Source organism: Alteromonas sp. HB246098 (assembly GCF_054890645.1).
This window is the reverse complement of sequence record NZ_JBTZUG010000001.1, coordinates 1,120,730-1,135,790: the sequence shown is the minus strand read 5'-3', so window position 1 is coordinate 1,135,790 and position 15,061 is coordinate 1,120,730. Positions and strand designations below refer to the sequence as shown.

Annotated in this window: 16 protein-coding genes; 13 read left to right on the top strand and 3 right to left on the bottom strand. The window is 44.4% G+C overall.

What is annotated here, in order from left to right; all coding sequences use genetic code 11:
- The first annotated feature begins 31 nt into the window (after positions 1-31).
- From pseF to pseI, 7 genes are read left to right on the top strand one after another with little or no spacing between them, the layout of a single operon-like run.
- The gene (gene pseF / locus ACYTPF_RS04905) at positions 32-727 is read left to right on the top strand and encodes a pseudaminic acid cytidylyltransferase (protein WP_461851389.1); all 696 of its coding nucleotides are present in this window, start codon (positions 32-34) and stop codon (positions 725-727) included.
- A 2-nt stretch (positions 728-729) separates the two neighbouring features.
- On the top strand, positions 730-1,851 hold the full coding sequence (gene pseG / locus ACYTPF_RS04900) for a UDP-2,4-diacetamido-2,4,6-trideoxy-beta-L-altropyranose hydrolase (protein WP_461851388.1): 1,122 nt from the start codon (positions 730-732) through the stop codon (positions 1,849-1,851).
- A 12-nt stretch (positions 1,852-1,863) separates the two neighbouring features.
- A complete protein-coding gene (locus ACYTPF_RS04895; protein ID WP_136780740.1) occupies positions 1,864-2,505 on the top strand; it encodes an acetyltransferase in 642 nt (213 codons plus the stop codon).
- The gene (locus ACYTPF_RS04890; RefSeq protein ID WP_461851387.1) at positions 2,505-3,095 is read left to right on the top strand and encodes a hypothetical protein; all 591 of its coding nucleotides are present in this window, start codon (positions 2,505-2,507) and stop codon (positions 3,093-3,095) included. Before ACYTPF_RS04895 ends, ACYTPF_RS04890 begins: the two co-directional genes overlap by 1 nt.
- A gap of 1 nt (position 3,096) precedes the next feature.
- Positions 3,097-4,035 carry a ketoacyl-ACP synthase III gene (locus tag ACYTPF_RS04885; RefSeq protein WP_461851386.1) on the top strand — a complete coding sequence of 313 codons (939 nt, stop codon included), beginning with the start codon at positions 3,097-3,099 and terminating at the stop codon, positions 4,033-4,035.
- Positions 4,025-4,252, top strand: coding sequence for an acyl carrier protein (locus ACYTPF_RS04880; protein ID WP_161569370.1), 228 nt, complete (start codon positions 4,025-4,027; stop codon positions 4,250-4,252). Before ACYTPF_RS04885 ends, ACYTPF_RS04880 begins: the two co-directional genes overlap by 11 nt.
- Before the next feature lie 3 nt (positions 4,253-4,255).
- Positions 4,256-5,281 carry a pseudaminic acid synthase gene (pseI, locus tag ACYTPF_RS04875; RefSeq protein WP_461851385.1) on the top strand — a complete coding sequence of 342 codons (1,026 nt, stop codon included), beginning with the start codon at positions 4,256-4,258 and terminating at the stop codon, positions 5,279-5,281.
- Here pseI and pseC read toward each other — a convergent pair.
- Together pseC and pseB are read right to left on the bottom strand one after the other, a co-directional pair.
- The gene (gene pseC, locus ACYTPF_RS04870) at positions 5,262-6,431 is read right to left on the bottom strand and encodes a UDP-4-amino-4,6-dideoxy-N-acetyl-beta-L-altrosamine transaminase (RefSeq protein WP_461851384.1); all 1,170 of its coding nucleotides are present in this window, start codon (positions 6,429-6,431) and stop codon (positions 5,262-5,264) included. The two genes, pseI and pseC, sit on opposite strands and share 20 nt — an antisense overlap.
- Positions 6,428-7,429, bottom strand: coding sequence for a UDP-N-acetylglucosamine 4,6-dehydratase (inverting) (pseB, locus tag ACYTPF_RS04865; protein WP_461851383.1), 1,002 nt, complete (start codon positions 7,427-7,429; stop codon positions 6,428-6,430). The genes pseC and pseB overlap by 4 nt, the downstream gene beginning before the upstream one ends.
- A gap of 281 nt (positions 7,430-7,710) precedes the next feature.
- On the opposite strand from pseB, the gene ACYTPF_RS04860 reads away from it, so the two are divergent.
- The 4 genes from ACYTPF_RS04860 to ACYTPF_RS04845 all read left to right on the top strand — a co-directional run bounded on the left by ACYTPF_RS04860 (position 7,711) and on the right by ACYTPF_RS04845 (position 12,765).
- Complete coding sequence (locus tag ACYTPF_RS04860) at positions 7,711-8,508, top strand: flagellin (RefSeq protein WP_461851382.1); 798 nt, start codon at positions 7,711-7,713, stop codon at positions 8,506-8,508.
- Positions 8,509-8,671: 163 nt separating this feature from the next.
- A complete protein-coding gene (locus ACYTPF_RS04855) occupies positions 8,672-10,135 on the top strand; it encodes a sigma-54 dependent transcriptional regulator (protein WP_461851381.1) in 1,464 nt (487 codons plus the stop codon).
- A gap of 136 nt (positions 10,136-10,271) precedes the next feature.
- Positions 10,272-11,411 (top strand): sensor histidine kinase, encoded by a 1,140-nt coding sequence (locus tag ACYTPF_RS04850; RefSeq protein WP_461851380.1) that lies wholly within the window; start codon positions 10,272-10,274, stop codon positions 11,409-11,411.
- A 16-nt stretch (positions 11,412-11,427) separates the two neighbouring features.
- The gene (locus ACYTPF_RS04845) at positions 11,428-12,765 is read left to right on the top strand and encodes a sigma-54-dependent transcriptional regulator (RefSeq protein WP_461851379.1); all 1,338 of its coding nucleotides are present in this window, start codon (positions 11,428-11,430) and stop codon (positions 12,763-12,765) included.
- 32 nt (positions 12,766-12,797) lie between these two features.
- Here the strand turns inward: ACYTPF_RS04845 and ACYTPF_RS04840 are convergent, their stop codons facing one another.
- Positions 12,798-12,950, bottom strand: coding sequence for a hypothetical protein (locus ACYTPF_RS04840; protein ID WP_461851378.1), 153 nt, complete (start codon positions 12,948-12,950; stop codon positions 12,798-12,800).
- 56 nt (positions 12,951-13,006) lie between these two features.
- Here ACYTPF_RS04840 and fliE point away from each other — a divergent pair, with 56 nt between their 5' ends.
- Positions 13,007-13,342, top strand: coding sequence for a flagellar hook-basal body complex protein FliE (fliE, locus tag ACYTPF_RS04835; RefSeq protein ID WP_179982657.1), 336 nt, complete (start codon positions 13,007-13,009; stop codon positions 13,340-13,342).
- A gap of 12 nt (positions 13,343-13,354) precedes the next feature.
- Entirely contained in the window at positions 13,355-15,049 is a 1,695-nt protein-coding gene (fliF, locus tag ACYTPF_RS04830; RefSeq protein WP_461851377.1) for a flagellar basal-body MS-ring/collar protein FliF, read from the top strand.
- Positions 15,050-15,061: the final 12 nt, after the last annotated feature.

Genomic DNA, 15,061 nt, shown 5'->3' with positions numbered 1-15,061 from the left:
AAACCAGAATACGCTAACAGCAGAGACATATATGAATGTAGCAATAATTCCAGCGCGAGGTGGAAGCAAACGTATTTTGCGAAAAAACCTTCGTTCTTTTTGCAATAAACCTATTATTGCCTGGTCTATTGAAGCGGCTTTAAACTCTGCGCAATTTGATAAAGTTATTGTAAGTACAGATGACGATGAAATTGCTCAGTTTGCTATTGAAAAAGGGGCAGATGTTCCCTTTGTTCGTCCGGCCGAGTTATCTGATGATCACGCGATAACCCGCGATGTAGTTAATCACGCACTCACATGGTTAGCTGAGAACGAGCAACCGGCAGAATACTGTTGTGTGTTATATGCTACGGCCCCTTTTGTCACATCTAATGATTTGGCTAGCGCCTTTGCACAGTTAAAAAGTTCAAAGAGAGACTTTTGCTTTGCAGCTACCAGTTTTCCTTTCCCGATTCAGCGTGCTTTTTACTTTACGCCGCAAGGCGACATTGAAATGTTCGACAAAAAGCAAATGAAAACACGTTCTCAAGATCTACAAGAAGCCTACCATGATGCGGGGCAATTTTACTGGGGAAAAGCTGACGCTTTTTTAAAAAACTTGCCTATGTACTCTCAGCACGCCAGCGCGTTTTTGATGCCAAGATATCGCGTACAAGATATTGATACCGAAGAAGATTGGGAAACCGCAGAACTCTTGTTTAGCGCGATACAGTCGCGAGGGCTGTAAGGGTGAACAACACAGTTACAGCACTATTTCGAGTAGATAGTGCACAGCACATAGGAACGGGCCACGTCATGCGTTGCCTGACGCTAGCTACGCTATTGAGAGAGCGGGGCGTATCGATAATCTTTGTTTCAAAGCCGCATAAAGGGCATTGCTTATATGAAGTGAGGCGAGCAGGTTTTAAGGTTATCGAGCTACCTGTAGCTGAGTCTGCCAAATATGAAGGGAGTTGGTGCCCTCATGCTAGTTGGTTAGGCGGCACAGAATCGTTCGACGCAGAGCAAACTTTGGTGTCGTTACAAAATGTGACGTTAACAGAGCATGTAATTGTTATAGTCGACCATTTTTCGCTTACGTCTAAGTGGCACACTACGCTAAAAGAAGCCCTTGATGCCAAAATCGTCGTAATTGATGGTTTAGCCGATCGGCTCCTGCAATGTGATGTATTAATTGATCCTAATCTCGTGCTCAATCCTCAAGAAAAATGGGGCGGGAAAATACAAAACGATACTAGGCTCATGATTGGGCCTCAGTACTTTCCATTGCGAGAAGAGTTTTCCTGTGTCTCTTCAACATTGCGCCAATCAATTAAGCGCCTTTTTGTTTGCTTTGGTGGTATGGACAAAGATAATGCCACCTTGTTTGTATGCGAACTGCTCGCCAAATGGAATGAAAAGTTAGATGACCCTGTCAGCGTAGATGTTGTTATAGGCAAGCATCATCCACATAAGCAAGAAATAATAACGTTCTGTGAACAACATGGCATCGAATTACATGTACAGGCGTCGAATATTTCATCCTTAATGTCACAAGCTGATTTAGCTATTGGCGGAGGGGGGACCATATCTTGGGAGCGCTGTATGATGGCCTTACCAACAGTTATCCTCACCATTGCTCAAAATCAGGTTGCACAGGCAATTGCATTAGAAGCAAAGGGGGCGGCGGTTTATGTTGGCGACTTCAGTAAAGACTGCGAAAGATTAAAAGAGATTAAGCAACGCGTTATAAACGTGCTTGATGACTTTAAGGGCTCTTCGAGTAAATTAAACGTCATGTCCGCGAGGGCGCTATCTGTTATGGATGCATACAGCCACAGTCAATTGTGGGTAGATGAAATTATCAGTTAAAGGCAGAGTGTATTGAAAAAGGTAGTGATCATAGGTGGTGGCGGGAATGGCTTAGTTGTCGCGCAAATTGTGCTTGATTTAATTAAGACAGGCGAGCCTATCGAGCTTGTAGGTTTTTTAAATGACAATATTCCTGTAGGTGAGCACATAGAATGCTGGCCAGTATTAGGAGCGCCCCATGAATGGGACAGGCTAGACGGCAATATCTCTTTCGTTTACGCACTTCTGTCTGTTGGAAAAATGAAAGTTCGCGCTGAAAAGTTTAAACAGCTCAATATTCCGCAAAGCCGAATGGCAACAGTGGTTCACCCATCTGCGAGCATTGGTTTTAATGTAAAACTGGGTAGTGGTGTCGTCGTCGCTGCCAACGCTGTACTTCAACCTGGCGCAAAGGTAGGAGATAACTGTTTTATTCGCGCGAATGCTAATCTTGGGCACGATGTAGCGCTTGATGACTTAGTTGATATAGGCCCTAATTCAACGCTATGCGGTTATGCACACGTTGAAGAGGGGGTTCAAATAGCGCCCAACTCAGTGGTTAGAGACAGCGTGCGTGTAGGAGCGTACAGCACGGTGGCTGCTGGCGCTGCTATTTTCAAAGATGTTGCCCCTGGCGCCACTATGTTAGGAAATCCGGCTAAAAGGATTCGATAATGAAAACAGAACTTAAGTTTAAAGGCTCGCGAAAGTACTTACACAGTACGGACTTCTACACCTGGTTTAGTACTGCAGTATGTAATACGAATCAAATTGTTACCAAACTGGTGTTTAAGCAATTGATTCATCGCCAATGTCAGGTTTTGTTAGGGCAGGTCCAGGATGTGGCTGAAAAAGACATTGTTGGTACCGTTGAGCTTTTCGATAAAAACACTCAAGAAAAAACTCGAGGGTTGATTGTCGAGACCAATACATCAGTAGATGAGTCCTACCCATTTGATGAGGATAAGCTGGTAAAAGACGCCGAGATAATTTCCTCGCAGCAACAGGCCACTGCTTTTTATCGCAATGACTGCACAACCGTTGAGCTTGTAGTGGCATTAACGAAAAAGCTTCATAACACACTCTTTAGTCTAAATAAGGGAAAGTGGTTGGTGGGACAGCTTAACTTTTGCGATGAGCTGCCGATAGTTTATGAAAGTCTTTCTATTAAAACTACGCGAATGATGCAAAACAAGTTTTCGATTAACGACGTCATAATCGATGGTAAACGTTTTGGAACCGTGCAGTTTATTGTTGGAGAATAGCATGATAGGCATTAAGGCTATTTCAAGCTACATACCTAAAGACGGTGTAGACAACTTCAAGCAAGCGGAAGCTTTTGAGGAAACAGCATCATTTGTTGAGACCAAACTCGGGGCTCGGTTTTTGCCGAGATTAGAAGAGGGTGATGATACCTCTGATATGGCAGTAAAGGCGGTGGAAACTTTACTTTCTGAATCGGACCTCGCTAAAGAAGATATAGATGCACTAATTGTTGTAACTCAAAACCCAGACGGTCACGGTTTGCCACACTGCGCCGCCCTTGTTCACCAAAAACTAGCGTTACCTACCCACGTGGCGGCCTTTGACGTTTCATTGGGGTGCTCAGGGTATGTTTATGGTTTATCAATTCTACAAGGCTTCTTGGCTACATCTGGTAAAAAAAATGGCGTCTTGGTTACCGCTGATCCGTATTCAAAAGTGATCACAACGCCTAATAGAACAACCTCTATGCTGTTCGGCGACGCTGCTTCTGCAACATGGATGGGAGAAAATCCACAATTTTTAGTTTCAGATTGTACCTTTGGTACGGATGGAAAAGGCGCTGAACATCTAAAGGTAGAGCAAGGCGAGCTTTATATGAATGGAAGGCAGGTCTTTAACTTTGCTTCGTTGAATGTTGCCCCTGCTATAAAATCATTATTAGAAAAGAATGATTGGTCCGAAGACAGTGTAGATGCGTTCATTTTGCACCAGGGAAGTTTGGCTATCGTTGACGCAATAGCAAGGCGTTTCAAAGGCAGCGAAGATAAGTTTATTAAAGCTTTAGAAGAGACGGGGAACACTGTCTCTTCATCCATCCCGCTCATATTGAAAAACTTTTTGAATAGTGGCAACTCAACGCGACTCGTATTGAGCGGGTTTGGCGTAGGGTTTTCGTGGGCCACCTGCCTATTAAAGAGGAATGAAGAACATGTTAACTGAAGCAGACGTAAAACAAGCAATGACAGATTCTGGTGTGACAGCAGATGTGAGCAACCTAGGTAGCGAACAGGCATTTTCTGAGTATGGATTAGACAGCTTAGATTTATTCAATTTGTTTGTAGAGCTTGAAGGCAAGACAGGCGTCACTGTACCAGATGAAGATCTCGATAAGTTAAAGTCTATTGATGACGTACTTGTATACTTTAATAAGTCTTAATAGATGTACCCATTTACCGACCAAGTATTCATCATTGCCGAGTTGTCTGCCAATCACAATAACGATTTTGATTTGGCGGTTAATACGATAAAAGCAATGGCGAAAGCGGGAGCTAACGCGGTTAAAGTACAAACTTACACCGCTGATTCGTTGGCCATAAATATTGACAATGACATTTTTGGAAAACGCAAAGATGGCCTATGGAAAGGCCGTACTTTATGGGATCTATATAAAGAAGCCTCCATGCCATATGAATGGCATGAGCCTCTTCAAAAAGTAGCTCAAGAACTAGGGCTAGTGTTTTTTTCCAGCCCGTTTGATTTGGATGGTGTGGCACTTTTAGAAGAGCTTAACGTCCCCCTCTATAAAATCGCGTCCTTCGAAATTACTGATATTCCCTTGATTAGAGCGGTAGCGAAAACAGGCAAACCTATTATTATTTCAACAGGGGTAGCGGAAGAAGCGGACATCGCCTTAGCGTTAGAAACCTGTCACAAAGAGAATAATCATCAAATAACGCTATTGAAGTGCACGTCGAATTACCCTTCTACTCTTGCTGATGCCAATCTTAAAACCATGGTAGACATGCGTGACAGGTTCAATTCTACTGTAGGTGTTTCTGACCATACTATGGGCTCTGTGGTACCCATAACGGCTACAGCGATGGGAGCCAGAGTCATAGAAAAGCACTTTATTTTAGACAGAGCATTAGGTGGTCCGGATTCCGCGTTTTCAATGGAGCCGGACGAGTTTGCTGGTATGGTAGAAAGTGTCCGTCAAGTAGAACTAACCTTAGGTAACGTTACCTATAAGGTGAGCGAAAAAGATAAGTTAAGACGCCGCTCACTTTACGCTAGTGCACCCATTCAAAAAGGGCAGCCCTTCACCCGTAACAACGTTAAGTCGCTTAGAACAGGTTTTGGCTTGGCACCGCAACATTTAGACGCACTTCTAAGTCAAAATGCATCAAGGGCTTACAATATTGGCGACCCAATATTAGCTGAAGAGGTTAGCGCGATAGTTGATTAACAATATCAACCGTTGTATCAACTACATATTGCGCTTCTTCTCTGGTAAGTGAAGGATATAGAGGAAGCGTAATCGCGTGTTCGTAGTATTGTTCTGCTTGAGGGTAATCACCCTTTTTAAAGCCTAATTTTTGATAATATGGCTGAAAGTGAATAGGAATGTAGTGAACGTGAGCAAAAACTCCTTTTTCCCTTAAGGCTTCGATTGCCGCTTTGTGTGAATCTGAGTTTAAACCTGTGCATCTAATCACGTACAAGTGATAGCTACTGTAGCATTCGGTTATAACCTCAAGCGGCGAAATCTTATCGTGTTGTCTGAATGCATCATTGTAAAAAAACGCGCATTCGTTCCTTTGCTCAACAAATTGCTCTAGCTTTGCTAGCTGGCTTGTACCTAAAGCCGCTTCCACATCATTCATGCGGTAGTTAAACCCTAGTTGTATTTGCTGATAATACCAAGGTCCGTGTGGTTCTTCAGTCATTTCATCTTTATTAGCAGTCACACCATGGCTACGCATCAATTGCATTTGACGCGCTAACTTACCGTTGTTCGTTAACGCCGCGCCTCCTTCCATGGTTGTTATTATTTTAACAGGGTGGAAACTGAAAACCGTAATATCTGAATACTGACAGCTACCTACGGGGCGTTCGCAGTATTTCCCTCCAATTGCATGAGAAGCGTCTTCAATGACACAAAAGTTATATTTCTTAGCAAGTGTGGCAATCGCTTTCATATCGCATGACTGACCTGCGAAATGCACTGGGATCACAGCTTTAGGGAGGGTCCCTTGCTCTTTGGCCTGTGCTAACTTAGCCTCTAATGCATTAACAGATATATTGCCAGTGTTAGGCTCTATATCAACAAAGTCGACTGTCGCACCACAATAAACAGCACAGTTTGCTGAAGCTACGAAAGAGTTGGGACTTGTCCATACAATATCGTCTTGTTGTACCCCAAGAGCGAGGCAAGCAAGGTGCAGCGCAGACGTAGCGCTATTTACTGTGACCGCATGCTCGGCGCCACAAAATTGAGTCAAGGCCTTTTCAAAAGCGGGAACAGCAGGCCCCTGTGTCAGCCAGCTTGATTTTAGTGTGTCGACAACAGCGTTAATGTCATCTTCATCAATTGACTGGCGTCCGTAAGGGATCACTTAGCAGCGTCCTTATTACAAGAAATAATTTCTTCAACTGTAAGAAAATGGGGGTTAGTGTCAGAAACATATTCGAAGCCATCAGATACAGGTTTACCCTGTTCTTCTAGCCCGTTTACGGTGAAGTCGTTACTTCTATTGAAAAATTTAATAGCTGGCGCAATCACGAAGTGGTCATCATACTCAAAAGTATGAAAAGCCATGTCGCCGGGGCACATCATTTCGTGAAGCTTTTCACCTGGTCGAATGCCCACAATTTTTATTGGCACACCTGGTGCCATAGCTTCGGCCAAATCGGTGATTCTAATTGATGGTATTTTAGGAACGAATATTTCGCCGCCAAGCATCCGCTCGAAATTCTTTAGAACAAAGTCTACGCCCTGTTGAAGGGTTATCCAAAAGCGGGTCATATCTGTATGCGTAACAGGAATATGGTCTGTACCTTCTGCAATGAGCTTTTCGAAAAAAGGAACAACCGAGCCACGAGAGCCTACTACATTTCCATATCTCACTACCGAAAATCGAGGTTTTCCTGAGCCCACCATATTATTTGCCGCTACAAATAGCTTGTCGGAGGCAAGTTTAGTAGCGCCGTATAGGTTTACAGGATTAGCCGCTTTGTCTGTCGACAAGGCAATGACTTTGCTTACCGAATTATCAATAGCTGCGTTAATAACATTCTCAGCACCATCAATATTAGTGCGGATACATTCAGTGGGATTATATTCAGCAGCGGGGACTTGTTTCATAGCGGCTGCATGAATAACGTAATCCACACCCTGCATTGCTCGGGTAAGGCGGTCTTTGTCTCGCACATCGCCTATGAAATAGCGCATGCATGGAGCGTTAAACTTTTGCTGCATTTCGAACTGTTTGAGTTCATCTCGCGAATAAATGATTAAGCGCTTGGGGTTGTAGCGTGACAGCAAGTTTTCGGTGTATTTATGACCGAATGAACCTGTACCACCTGTTATCAATATAGACTTACCGTCAAACATAGATCGCCCACGATTTTTATGATTATCGTTTAAATATATCATGTGTCGGCAACAATGCCATAAACCATTAGGCCACAACGATTATTCATCAAAAATAATTACAAAATAAAGGTATTCAACTACCAGTATGTTTATTTAAAAAGTGCCAAAGGCTTAGGCTCAAAAGCGCCTCTCGTTTATAGTTTTACCTTAGAGAGTATGAACTTTTATACTTTGTGTTGATTAGAAGTTATACAGCGTTGTGCTATATTTGGATGAAGTGTTAATGAGAGGGCGCAATTATGCAAATCAATAACAGCAGCTCAACATCGCTAATTGGTCAAATCCAAGAAAAGCAGGACAACTTGTTTGAGAAGCTGGCTTCTGGAAAAAAGGTAAACAATGCCTTAGATGATGCGTCGGCCCAACAAATCATCGACCGATTAACATCAGAAGTCGAAGGTAATCGCCAGTCATTAAACAACGTTTATGATGGCATCTCTGTCGCGCAGGTTGCAGAAGGTGGTCTAGGCAGCATTAATGATGATGTAAACCGTATTCGCGAGCTTACTTTGCAGTCTGGTAATGGTGTGCTTAGCAGTGGCGATCGCCGTGCTATTCAATCTGAAATAACTCAGCTACAAGAAAACATCTCGCAAACTATTGAGCAAACAAATTTTGCTGGCAAGCCGTTATTATCTGAAAATGGCTCATTAGAATTCCAGTCAGGTTCTAGCCCTGGTCAATCGATTAGCGTTAACACGCAGGATGTTGCGGCGCAGCTTAACGATGTTCTATCTATCGATATTACGTCAGGCACTAGTATTGAAGATGCACTAGGTGCAGCAGATGCGGCTATAGAAACCCTCGGCAGCGCGCGGGGCGATTTAGGCGCTACACAAAATCGTTTAGAAAGTGCTGCGCGTTCACTCACTCAAGCTAACGTAAATACTGCAGAGGCTCGAAGTCGTATTCAAGATTTAGATTTTGCGCAAGCGACTTCGCAACAAGCTTCAAACGACGTATTAGGCCAAGCTGCACTTACTGTTCAAGCGCAGGCGAACCAGCAGCAAAGCCAAGTTTTATCGCTATTAAGCTAGACTAAATGGTGTAGGTTAGGCTAAATTTAATCGAAAGAAGCAGGGTAACCTGCTTTTTTTATTGATATATTTCCCAAAACAGCGGTTGCGCTCCGATCTTTTGTCGTTACAATTTAGAAATGCGCTAAACTGTAAATAATAACAAAGCGTTCTCGGGGAATTAATGAAGAACATTTTGCTGATTAGTGATAATCAGGAACTTATTCAAAACTTGGAAACTATCGTTACCTTCATGGGAGAGTCGTGCCAGTCACGAGGCTTCAGTGAATGCGAGCGATACCTCCACGAAAGTGGTGCAGACGCCGTGCTTATCGAGTACCGCTCGCCCACCGCCGTAAGTAATTTGGTAGAAAAGTTTCCACACATACCGTTTGTCGCTTTAGTTGAAAGCAATACACAGGCGTCTGCAAGCTGTAACCTGGTTAGTGTCATTGCAACACCATTAACGTACCCTGTTTTGACGCAGGCTATACACCGTTGCCAAGAATACTCTCGACGCAAACCCGGTTTATCTCGTGCGGCAGGCACAAAAACCCGGTTGTTTAGAAGCCTTGTGGGCAAAAGTGAGCAAATCCAAATTGTGCGGCGCTTAGTTGAGCAAGTCGCACCCACCGACGCTACCGTGTTGATTTTAGGTGAGTCTGGTACGGGTAAAGAGGTGGTTGCGCGCAATGTTCACTTTTTATCTGAACGTAAAGATGGTCCATTTATTCCGGTAAACTGCGGCGCTATTCCCGGCGAGCTTTTAGAGAGCGAATTGTTTGGTCACGAGAAAGGTGCTTTCACAGGCGCTATCAGTGCACGTAAAGGGCGCTTCGAGTTAGCCGAAGGCGGCACATTATTCCTTGATGAAATTGGCGATATGCCGCTTCAAATGCAGGTTAAGTTATTACGTGTGTTGCAAGAACGTATGTTTGAACGCGTAGGGGGGAATAAGCCCCTTCAATGCAACGTACGTATTATTGCGGCAACGCACCGCAACTTGGAAACCATGATCAGCGAAGACAAGTTTCGAGAAGACTTGTATTACCGACTCAACGTTTTTCCAATCGACAGCCCTGCGCTTCGACAAAGAAAAGACGATATCCCCTTATTACTTCAGGAATTGAATAGCCGAATTCAAGGGGATGGCGTTGAGAGCGTACGTTTTACCGAGCAAGCGATTGCGTCGCTTATGGAGCATGAGTGGGCGGGGAACGTTCGTGAGCTTTCAAATTTAGTTGAGCGATTAACAATCCTTTATCCTGGGCAGATTGTTGATATTGCTGATTTACCGGAAAAGTACCAGTACGGTGATGTTCAGGCTTACGAGCCAGACTATCCAGAAGAAATGCTTGAGCGTGAAGCCTTTAATGAACTATTTGCTGAGGCTGCAGCGCAAGAGCCAGAAGAAGACGTTAGCGAGCAGAATCACGACGGCCTAAACGGCATGGTGTCGTCCTCGTTACCTGCAGAAGGTGTTAACCTTAAAGAGTACCTTTCTGAGCTTGAAGTGAATCTCATAAAACAAGCCCTAGAAAACCAAGATTGGGTGGTCGCACGTGCCGCCGACAAGCTTGGAATGCGCAGAACTACCCTCGTTGAAAAAATGCGAAAATACGATATTCAGCGTACCGAAGAAGCGTAATGTCAGCTAATTGACGTTACGCTTTCTCTCAAAAATACCATCTATCTTACTGATAAATAAGCCAATGTTAAGTTGGCATATCTTCTGCTTTATCTAAGCCATAGTTAAACAGCGTCTGCAATTTGACGAGGATGATATGGCTTTCGATAGCACACAACAATCTACAGAGTATTTCGCATCTGCCTATGCACTTAATGGCGGCTCTGCGGTATCTCAAGATGATTATCAAACGTCGCAAAATGATGATATTGAATCCCTGAGATTGCAGGCGAGTCGACTCGAACATTTACTTCAAGTAATGCCAGCGGGTGTTATTGTTATTGATGGCAAGGGTATTGTTCGCCAAGCCAACGAGCAGGCAAAAGCATTGTTAGGCGAACCGCTGGAAGAGGAAGTGTGGCGCAGTATTATTACTCGCTCTTTCAAGCCTCGCGCAGATGATGGTCATGAAGTATCGCTTGTTGATGGTAGACGAGTGAAGCTTTCCATTACCCCATTAGACAATGAGCCAGGTCAGCTAATTGTTATCACAGACTTAACTGAAACCCGTCAACTGCAAGCGCGCGTTAGCCACATGCAACGGTTGTCTTCTCTTGGAAAAATGGTGGCATCACTAGCCCATCAAATCAGAACTCCACTTTCTGCAGCCATGCTTTATGCGTCAAACTTAACGCGTAAAGGGTTAGGGGAAGAAGCACAAACACAATTTGCGAACAAATTAACAGACAGGCTTAAAGAGCTGGAAAGCCAGGTTAATGACATGCTGCTTTTTGCTAAATCTGGCGAAGAGCAAGTGGTAAGCAAAATTAGTCTCGCTGAATTATTCGGCGCCATTGAGGGGAATGCACAAAGCATGACAGCTCAAGCGCAGCAAAAGCTAACGTTTTCAGGTTTTGAGCAAAACGTAGCAATAACTGGGAATTTAACTGCTCTTCAGGGGGCGTTGTTAAACCTCATACATAATGCAAGCCAAGTCACCCCGAAAGGCGAGTGTGTGCATGTTCAGGCATCAGTAAGCAATCAGCGTTTACATGTTTCAGTTATTGATAAAGGCCCTGGTGTACCAGAACGGTTAAAAACCAAAATCTTTGAACCCTTCTTTACAACTAAAACTCACGGTACCGGTTTGGGTCTTGCTGTGGTGAAGTCGGTGGTAAATGCGCATAGCGGCGCACTCAATGTAATTGACGTACCCGAGGGCGGAGCCTGCTTTAGCGTGTCATTACCGTGCTCGGCGAATGCTAAAACCTCACAAACATTGACTCATGTTGCATAAGTCATAGGAGAGAATAATGTCTAAAACTACCATACTAATTGTTGAAGATGACGCGGGTTTACGCGAAGCGCTCCTAGATACCCTGTTATTAGGTAACTACAACGTGATTGCCGCTGATTGTGCAGAAGAAGCGTTAATGATGCTGTCGTCTCAGAGTGTAGATTTAGTGGTTAGCGATATACAAATGGGCGAAATGAGTGGCTTAACACTGCTAAAAAGCATTAAAGCTAAATACCCTAATATGCCTGTGCTTTTAATGACGGCCTACGCCACCATTGATGATGCGGTTCAAGCGATGCGCGATGGCGCAACGGACTATCTATCAAAGCCTTTTGCGCCAGAAGTATTGCTTAACTTGGTGGGGCGCTACGCCCCTGCACAAAAAATTGAATCTCGGACGCCAATAGTAGCCGATCCTTCAAGCTTAAAATTACTTGAGCTTTCACGCAAAGTCGCTAAGTCTGAAGCTACCGTTATGGTCATGGGTCCAAGCGGGTCGGGTAAAGAAGTATTGTCTCGCTATATTCACGACCAGTCACCGCGAAGCGAAGCGCCTTTTGTTGCCATCAACTGTGCTGCCATTCCAGAAAATATGTTGGAAGCGACCTTGTTTGGTTACGAAAAAGGGGCCTTTACTGGCGCTATTCAGGCCTGTCCGGGTAAGTTCGAACAAGCTCAAGACGGCACCTTGTTACTTGATGAAATAACTGAGATGGATTTGGCACTGCAGGCTAAATTACTGCGCGTGTTACAAGAGCGTGAAGTAGAACGCCTTGGCGGCCGAAAAACCGTTAAACTTAACGTACGAGTTATTGCTACGAGTAACCGAGATTTAAGAAAAGCAGTAGATGCAGGTGAATTCAGAGAAGACTTATACTACCGCTTAAACGTATTTCCTATTGAATGGCGTCCTCTATCGGAACGCCCTGGAGACATTGTGCCACTTGCGGAGCACCTTGTTCAGCGTCACGCAAGTTCACAGGGCCTAGGCACAATCAGGTTAAGTGCTGCAGCGCGCAATAAGTTATCCCAGTACAGTTGGCCCGGTAATGTTCGTGAGCTGGAAAATGTAGTTCAGCGAGCACTTATTCTTTGTGAAAACAATGAAATAGATGCAAGCGATCTAATGATTGACGAAGACATGTCGGCCCCGCTTGAAGTTACACAAGAGCAGGTTGAAGACAACAAATTGGGCTCAGAACTTCGCTATCAGGAGCACCAAATTATTCTTGATACATTAGTCTCGTGCAATGGTAAACGTAAGGACGTTGCGGAAAAACTTGGGATTAGCCCTAGAACCCTTCGTTATAAACTAGCGCGCATGCGTGAAGACGGCATTGAAGTACCGGCTTAATACTGCTGTTTTGAACCTCTCGTTTAACCCCGTTATCCGTCGCCTCTGTAGTAAAGAAGGCGGCGGTTTTTTGTTGCTCCCATCAAATCAAACGCCATAAATTTGGCTTCTTTCCTTTTTTTGCTCTTATCATATTGATATCTATGGGGTTTTAAAGTTGGCAAGCCCCTTGCTAAATCACTCATATAATTAGTTATTCGCCGTTGTTCAGGCGGTTTTTAAAGAAACGCTAGGAGTGGGTATGGACGTTAAAGCCAATAGTTTGTATCAAGAAATGCAAAACATGATAGGGCAAACTCGTCTTCAAGTTAACGAGCCTCAGCAGCAATCGCTTACTGAAATAAACAGCTCTGCAAGCGATTTCTCGACCATGCTTAAGAACGCGGTTGACGGTGTAAACGGTATGCAGCTTGAATCAAAAGATGCACAGCAACGTTTTGAAATGGGTGACCCTAGTTTGAGCTTAGCCCAAGTCATGTTGACAAAAGAAAAGGCAGGCATTGCTTTCGAAGCTACTGTTCAAGTACGTAACAAAGTACTTGAAGCCTATAAAACAATAATGAATATGCCGGTATAGGTGGAGTAGGTTATGGCTGAAGCAACAGGTACAAACCTTACGGTTCCTGATCAAAATCAAGCAGCGGACAATGAGCCAGAAAACAAATCTGGTTTCATGGATACGTTAGGTAGCGCAGATATGATGCGCCAGATGGCCCTTGTGGTTGTTTTGGTCATTTGTGTGGCCATCGCTATTTTCATCCTTATTTGGTCACAAGAGCCTGATTATCGTCCCCTTGCTAAGATGGAAACCCAAGAGCTTATCGAAACTCTCGATTATATGGATGCGAATCAAATCGATTATAAGCTTGAAGGCAATACTGTTTATGTAAGAAGTGACGAATTCCAAAATATCCGCCTGGGTATGACACGCCAAGGGTTAACTAAAAGCTCAGATGCTGGTACCGATATCATCATGCAGGACATGGGTTTTGGTGTAAGTCAGCGTGTTGAGATGGAACGTCTTAAACATGCGCGTGAACAGCAAATTGCCTCGACCATCGAAGATATCGCAAGTATTCAAAAAGCTCGAGTACTGCTGGCGATGCCAAAAGAAAACGTGTTTGCCCGTAGAGAGAAGAAAGCGTCCGCAACAGTGGTATTAACTGCCAAACGCGGTGCCGTCATTGCTGGTGAAGAGGTTGATGCGGTCGTTGATATCGTGGCTTCTGCCGTACAAAACATGGAGCCGTCTAAAGTAACGGTAACTGACAGCAATGGTCGTCTGCTTAACTCAGGCTCGCAAGATTCAATGAGTGCTCGTGCCAGAAAAGAGTATGAAATTGAACGTCAGCGCGAGCAAGAGTATCTAGAAAAAATTGACGCTATATTGATTCCAGTTTTGGGCATAGGTAACTACACGGCGCAAGCTGACGTTACAATGGACTTCACGGCGATGGAGCAAACCCAGCGTAGCTACAACCCAGACTTGCCTGCGGTTCGCAGTGAAATGATAGTCGAAGAGAACAGCGTGGGTGGCGGCGTTGGGGGTATTCCTGGCGCACTATCAAACCAGCCTCCGCTTGATTCTAATATTCCAGAAAATGCTGTGGGCGGCAGTCAACAAACCATGCCAGGGCGCACGGCAAAAGAGTCAACGCGCAACTATGAGCTTGATACCACCATTAGTCATACTAAAAAACAGACAGGTGTAATCCGCAGACTAAGTGTGTCGGTGGCAGTGGACTATACCCAAGTTGCAGGCGAAGACGGTGCTATGACGCCAACGCCACGCAAACAAGAAGAAATTCTTAATATTCGCAGACTATTACAAGGCGGGATTGGCTTTGACGTAACCCGCGGCGACTCGCTAGAAGTGGTTAGCGTACCCTTTACTCGTATGGATGCAGGTGAAATTGAAGATGCGCCTTTGTGGGAACAGCCTGGTTTTCTGCCAATTCTTAAGCTAGTTGTTGGTGGCTTGGTTATAATAGTACTTATCATCTTTGTGATTCGACCTATGCTACGTCGTCTTATCAACCCAGATGAGTCTAACGAGGCAGATGAATTTGATGCCGATGAAGGCTTAGACTTAGGCGATGACACAATTAGCATGTTAACGTCTGACTTTGACGAAGGACAGGTAGGCTTTGCGCCAGATGGTTCACTTATGCTACCTGACTTGCACAAAGACGAAGATGTACTTAAAGCCGTACGCGCGCTAGTGGCCAATGAACCAGAATTATCAGCCCAGGTAGTTAAGGGCTGGTTAATGCAAGACGAGTAGTGAGATAAGATT

Excerpts from the sequence above, each read along its gene's own strand:
- pseI (WP_461851385.1), top strand. The coding sequence starts at position 4,256 with ATGTACCCATTTACCGACCAAGTATTCATCATTGCCGAGTTGTCTGCC.
- fliF (WP_461851377.1), top strand. The coding sequence starts at position 13,355 with ATGGCTGAAGCAACAGGTACAAACCTTACGGTTCCTGATCAAAATCAA.
- ACYTPF_RS04840 (WP_461851378.1), bottom strand. The coding sequence starts at position 12,950 with ATGAGTGATTTAGCAAGGGGCTTGCCAACTTTAAAACCCCATAGATAT.
- fliE (WP_179982657.1), top strand. The coding sequence starts at position 13,007 with ATGGACGTTAAAGCCAATAGTTTGTATCAAGAAATGCAAAACATGATA.
- ACYTPF_RS04850 (WP_461851380.1), top strand. The coding sequence starts at position 10,272 with ATGGCTTTCGATAGCACACAACAATCTACAGAGTATTTCGCATCTGCC.
- ACYTPF_RS04885 (WP_461851386.1), top strand. The coding sequence starts at position 3,097 with ATGATAGGCATTAAGGCTATTTCAAGCTACATACCTAAAGACGGTGTA.
- pseF (WP_461851389.1), top strand. The coding sequence starts at position 32 with ATGAATGTAGCAATAATTCCAGCGCGAGGTGGAAGCAAACGTATTTTG.
- ACYTPF_RS04855 (WP_461851381.1), top strand. The coding sequence starts at position 8,672 with ATGAAGAACATTTTGCTGATTAGTGATAATCAGGAACTTATTCAAAAC.
- ACYTPF_RS04845 (WP_461851379.1), top strand. The coding sequence starts at position 11,428 with ATGTCTAAAACTACCATACTAATTGTTGAAGATGACGCGGGTTTACGC.
- ACYTPF_RS04880 (WP_161569370.1), top strand. The coding sequence starts at position 4,025 with ATGTTAACTGAAGCAGACGTAAAACAAGCAATGACAGATTCTGGTGTG.
- ACYTPF_RS04860 (WP_461851382.1), top strand. The coding sequence starts at position 7,711 with ATGCAAATCAATAACAGCAGCTCAACATCGCTAATTGGTCAAATCCAA.
- pseB (WP_461851383.1), bottom strand. The coding sequence starts at position 7,429 with ATGTTTGACGGTAAGTCTATATTGATAACAGGTGGTACAGGTTCATTC.
- ACYTPF_RS04890 (WP_461851387.1), top strand. The coding sequence starts at position 2,505 with ATGAAAACAGAACTTAAGTTTAAAGGCTCGCGAAAGTACTTACACAGT.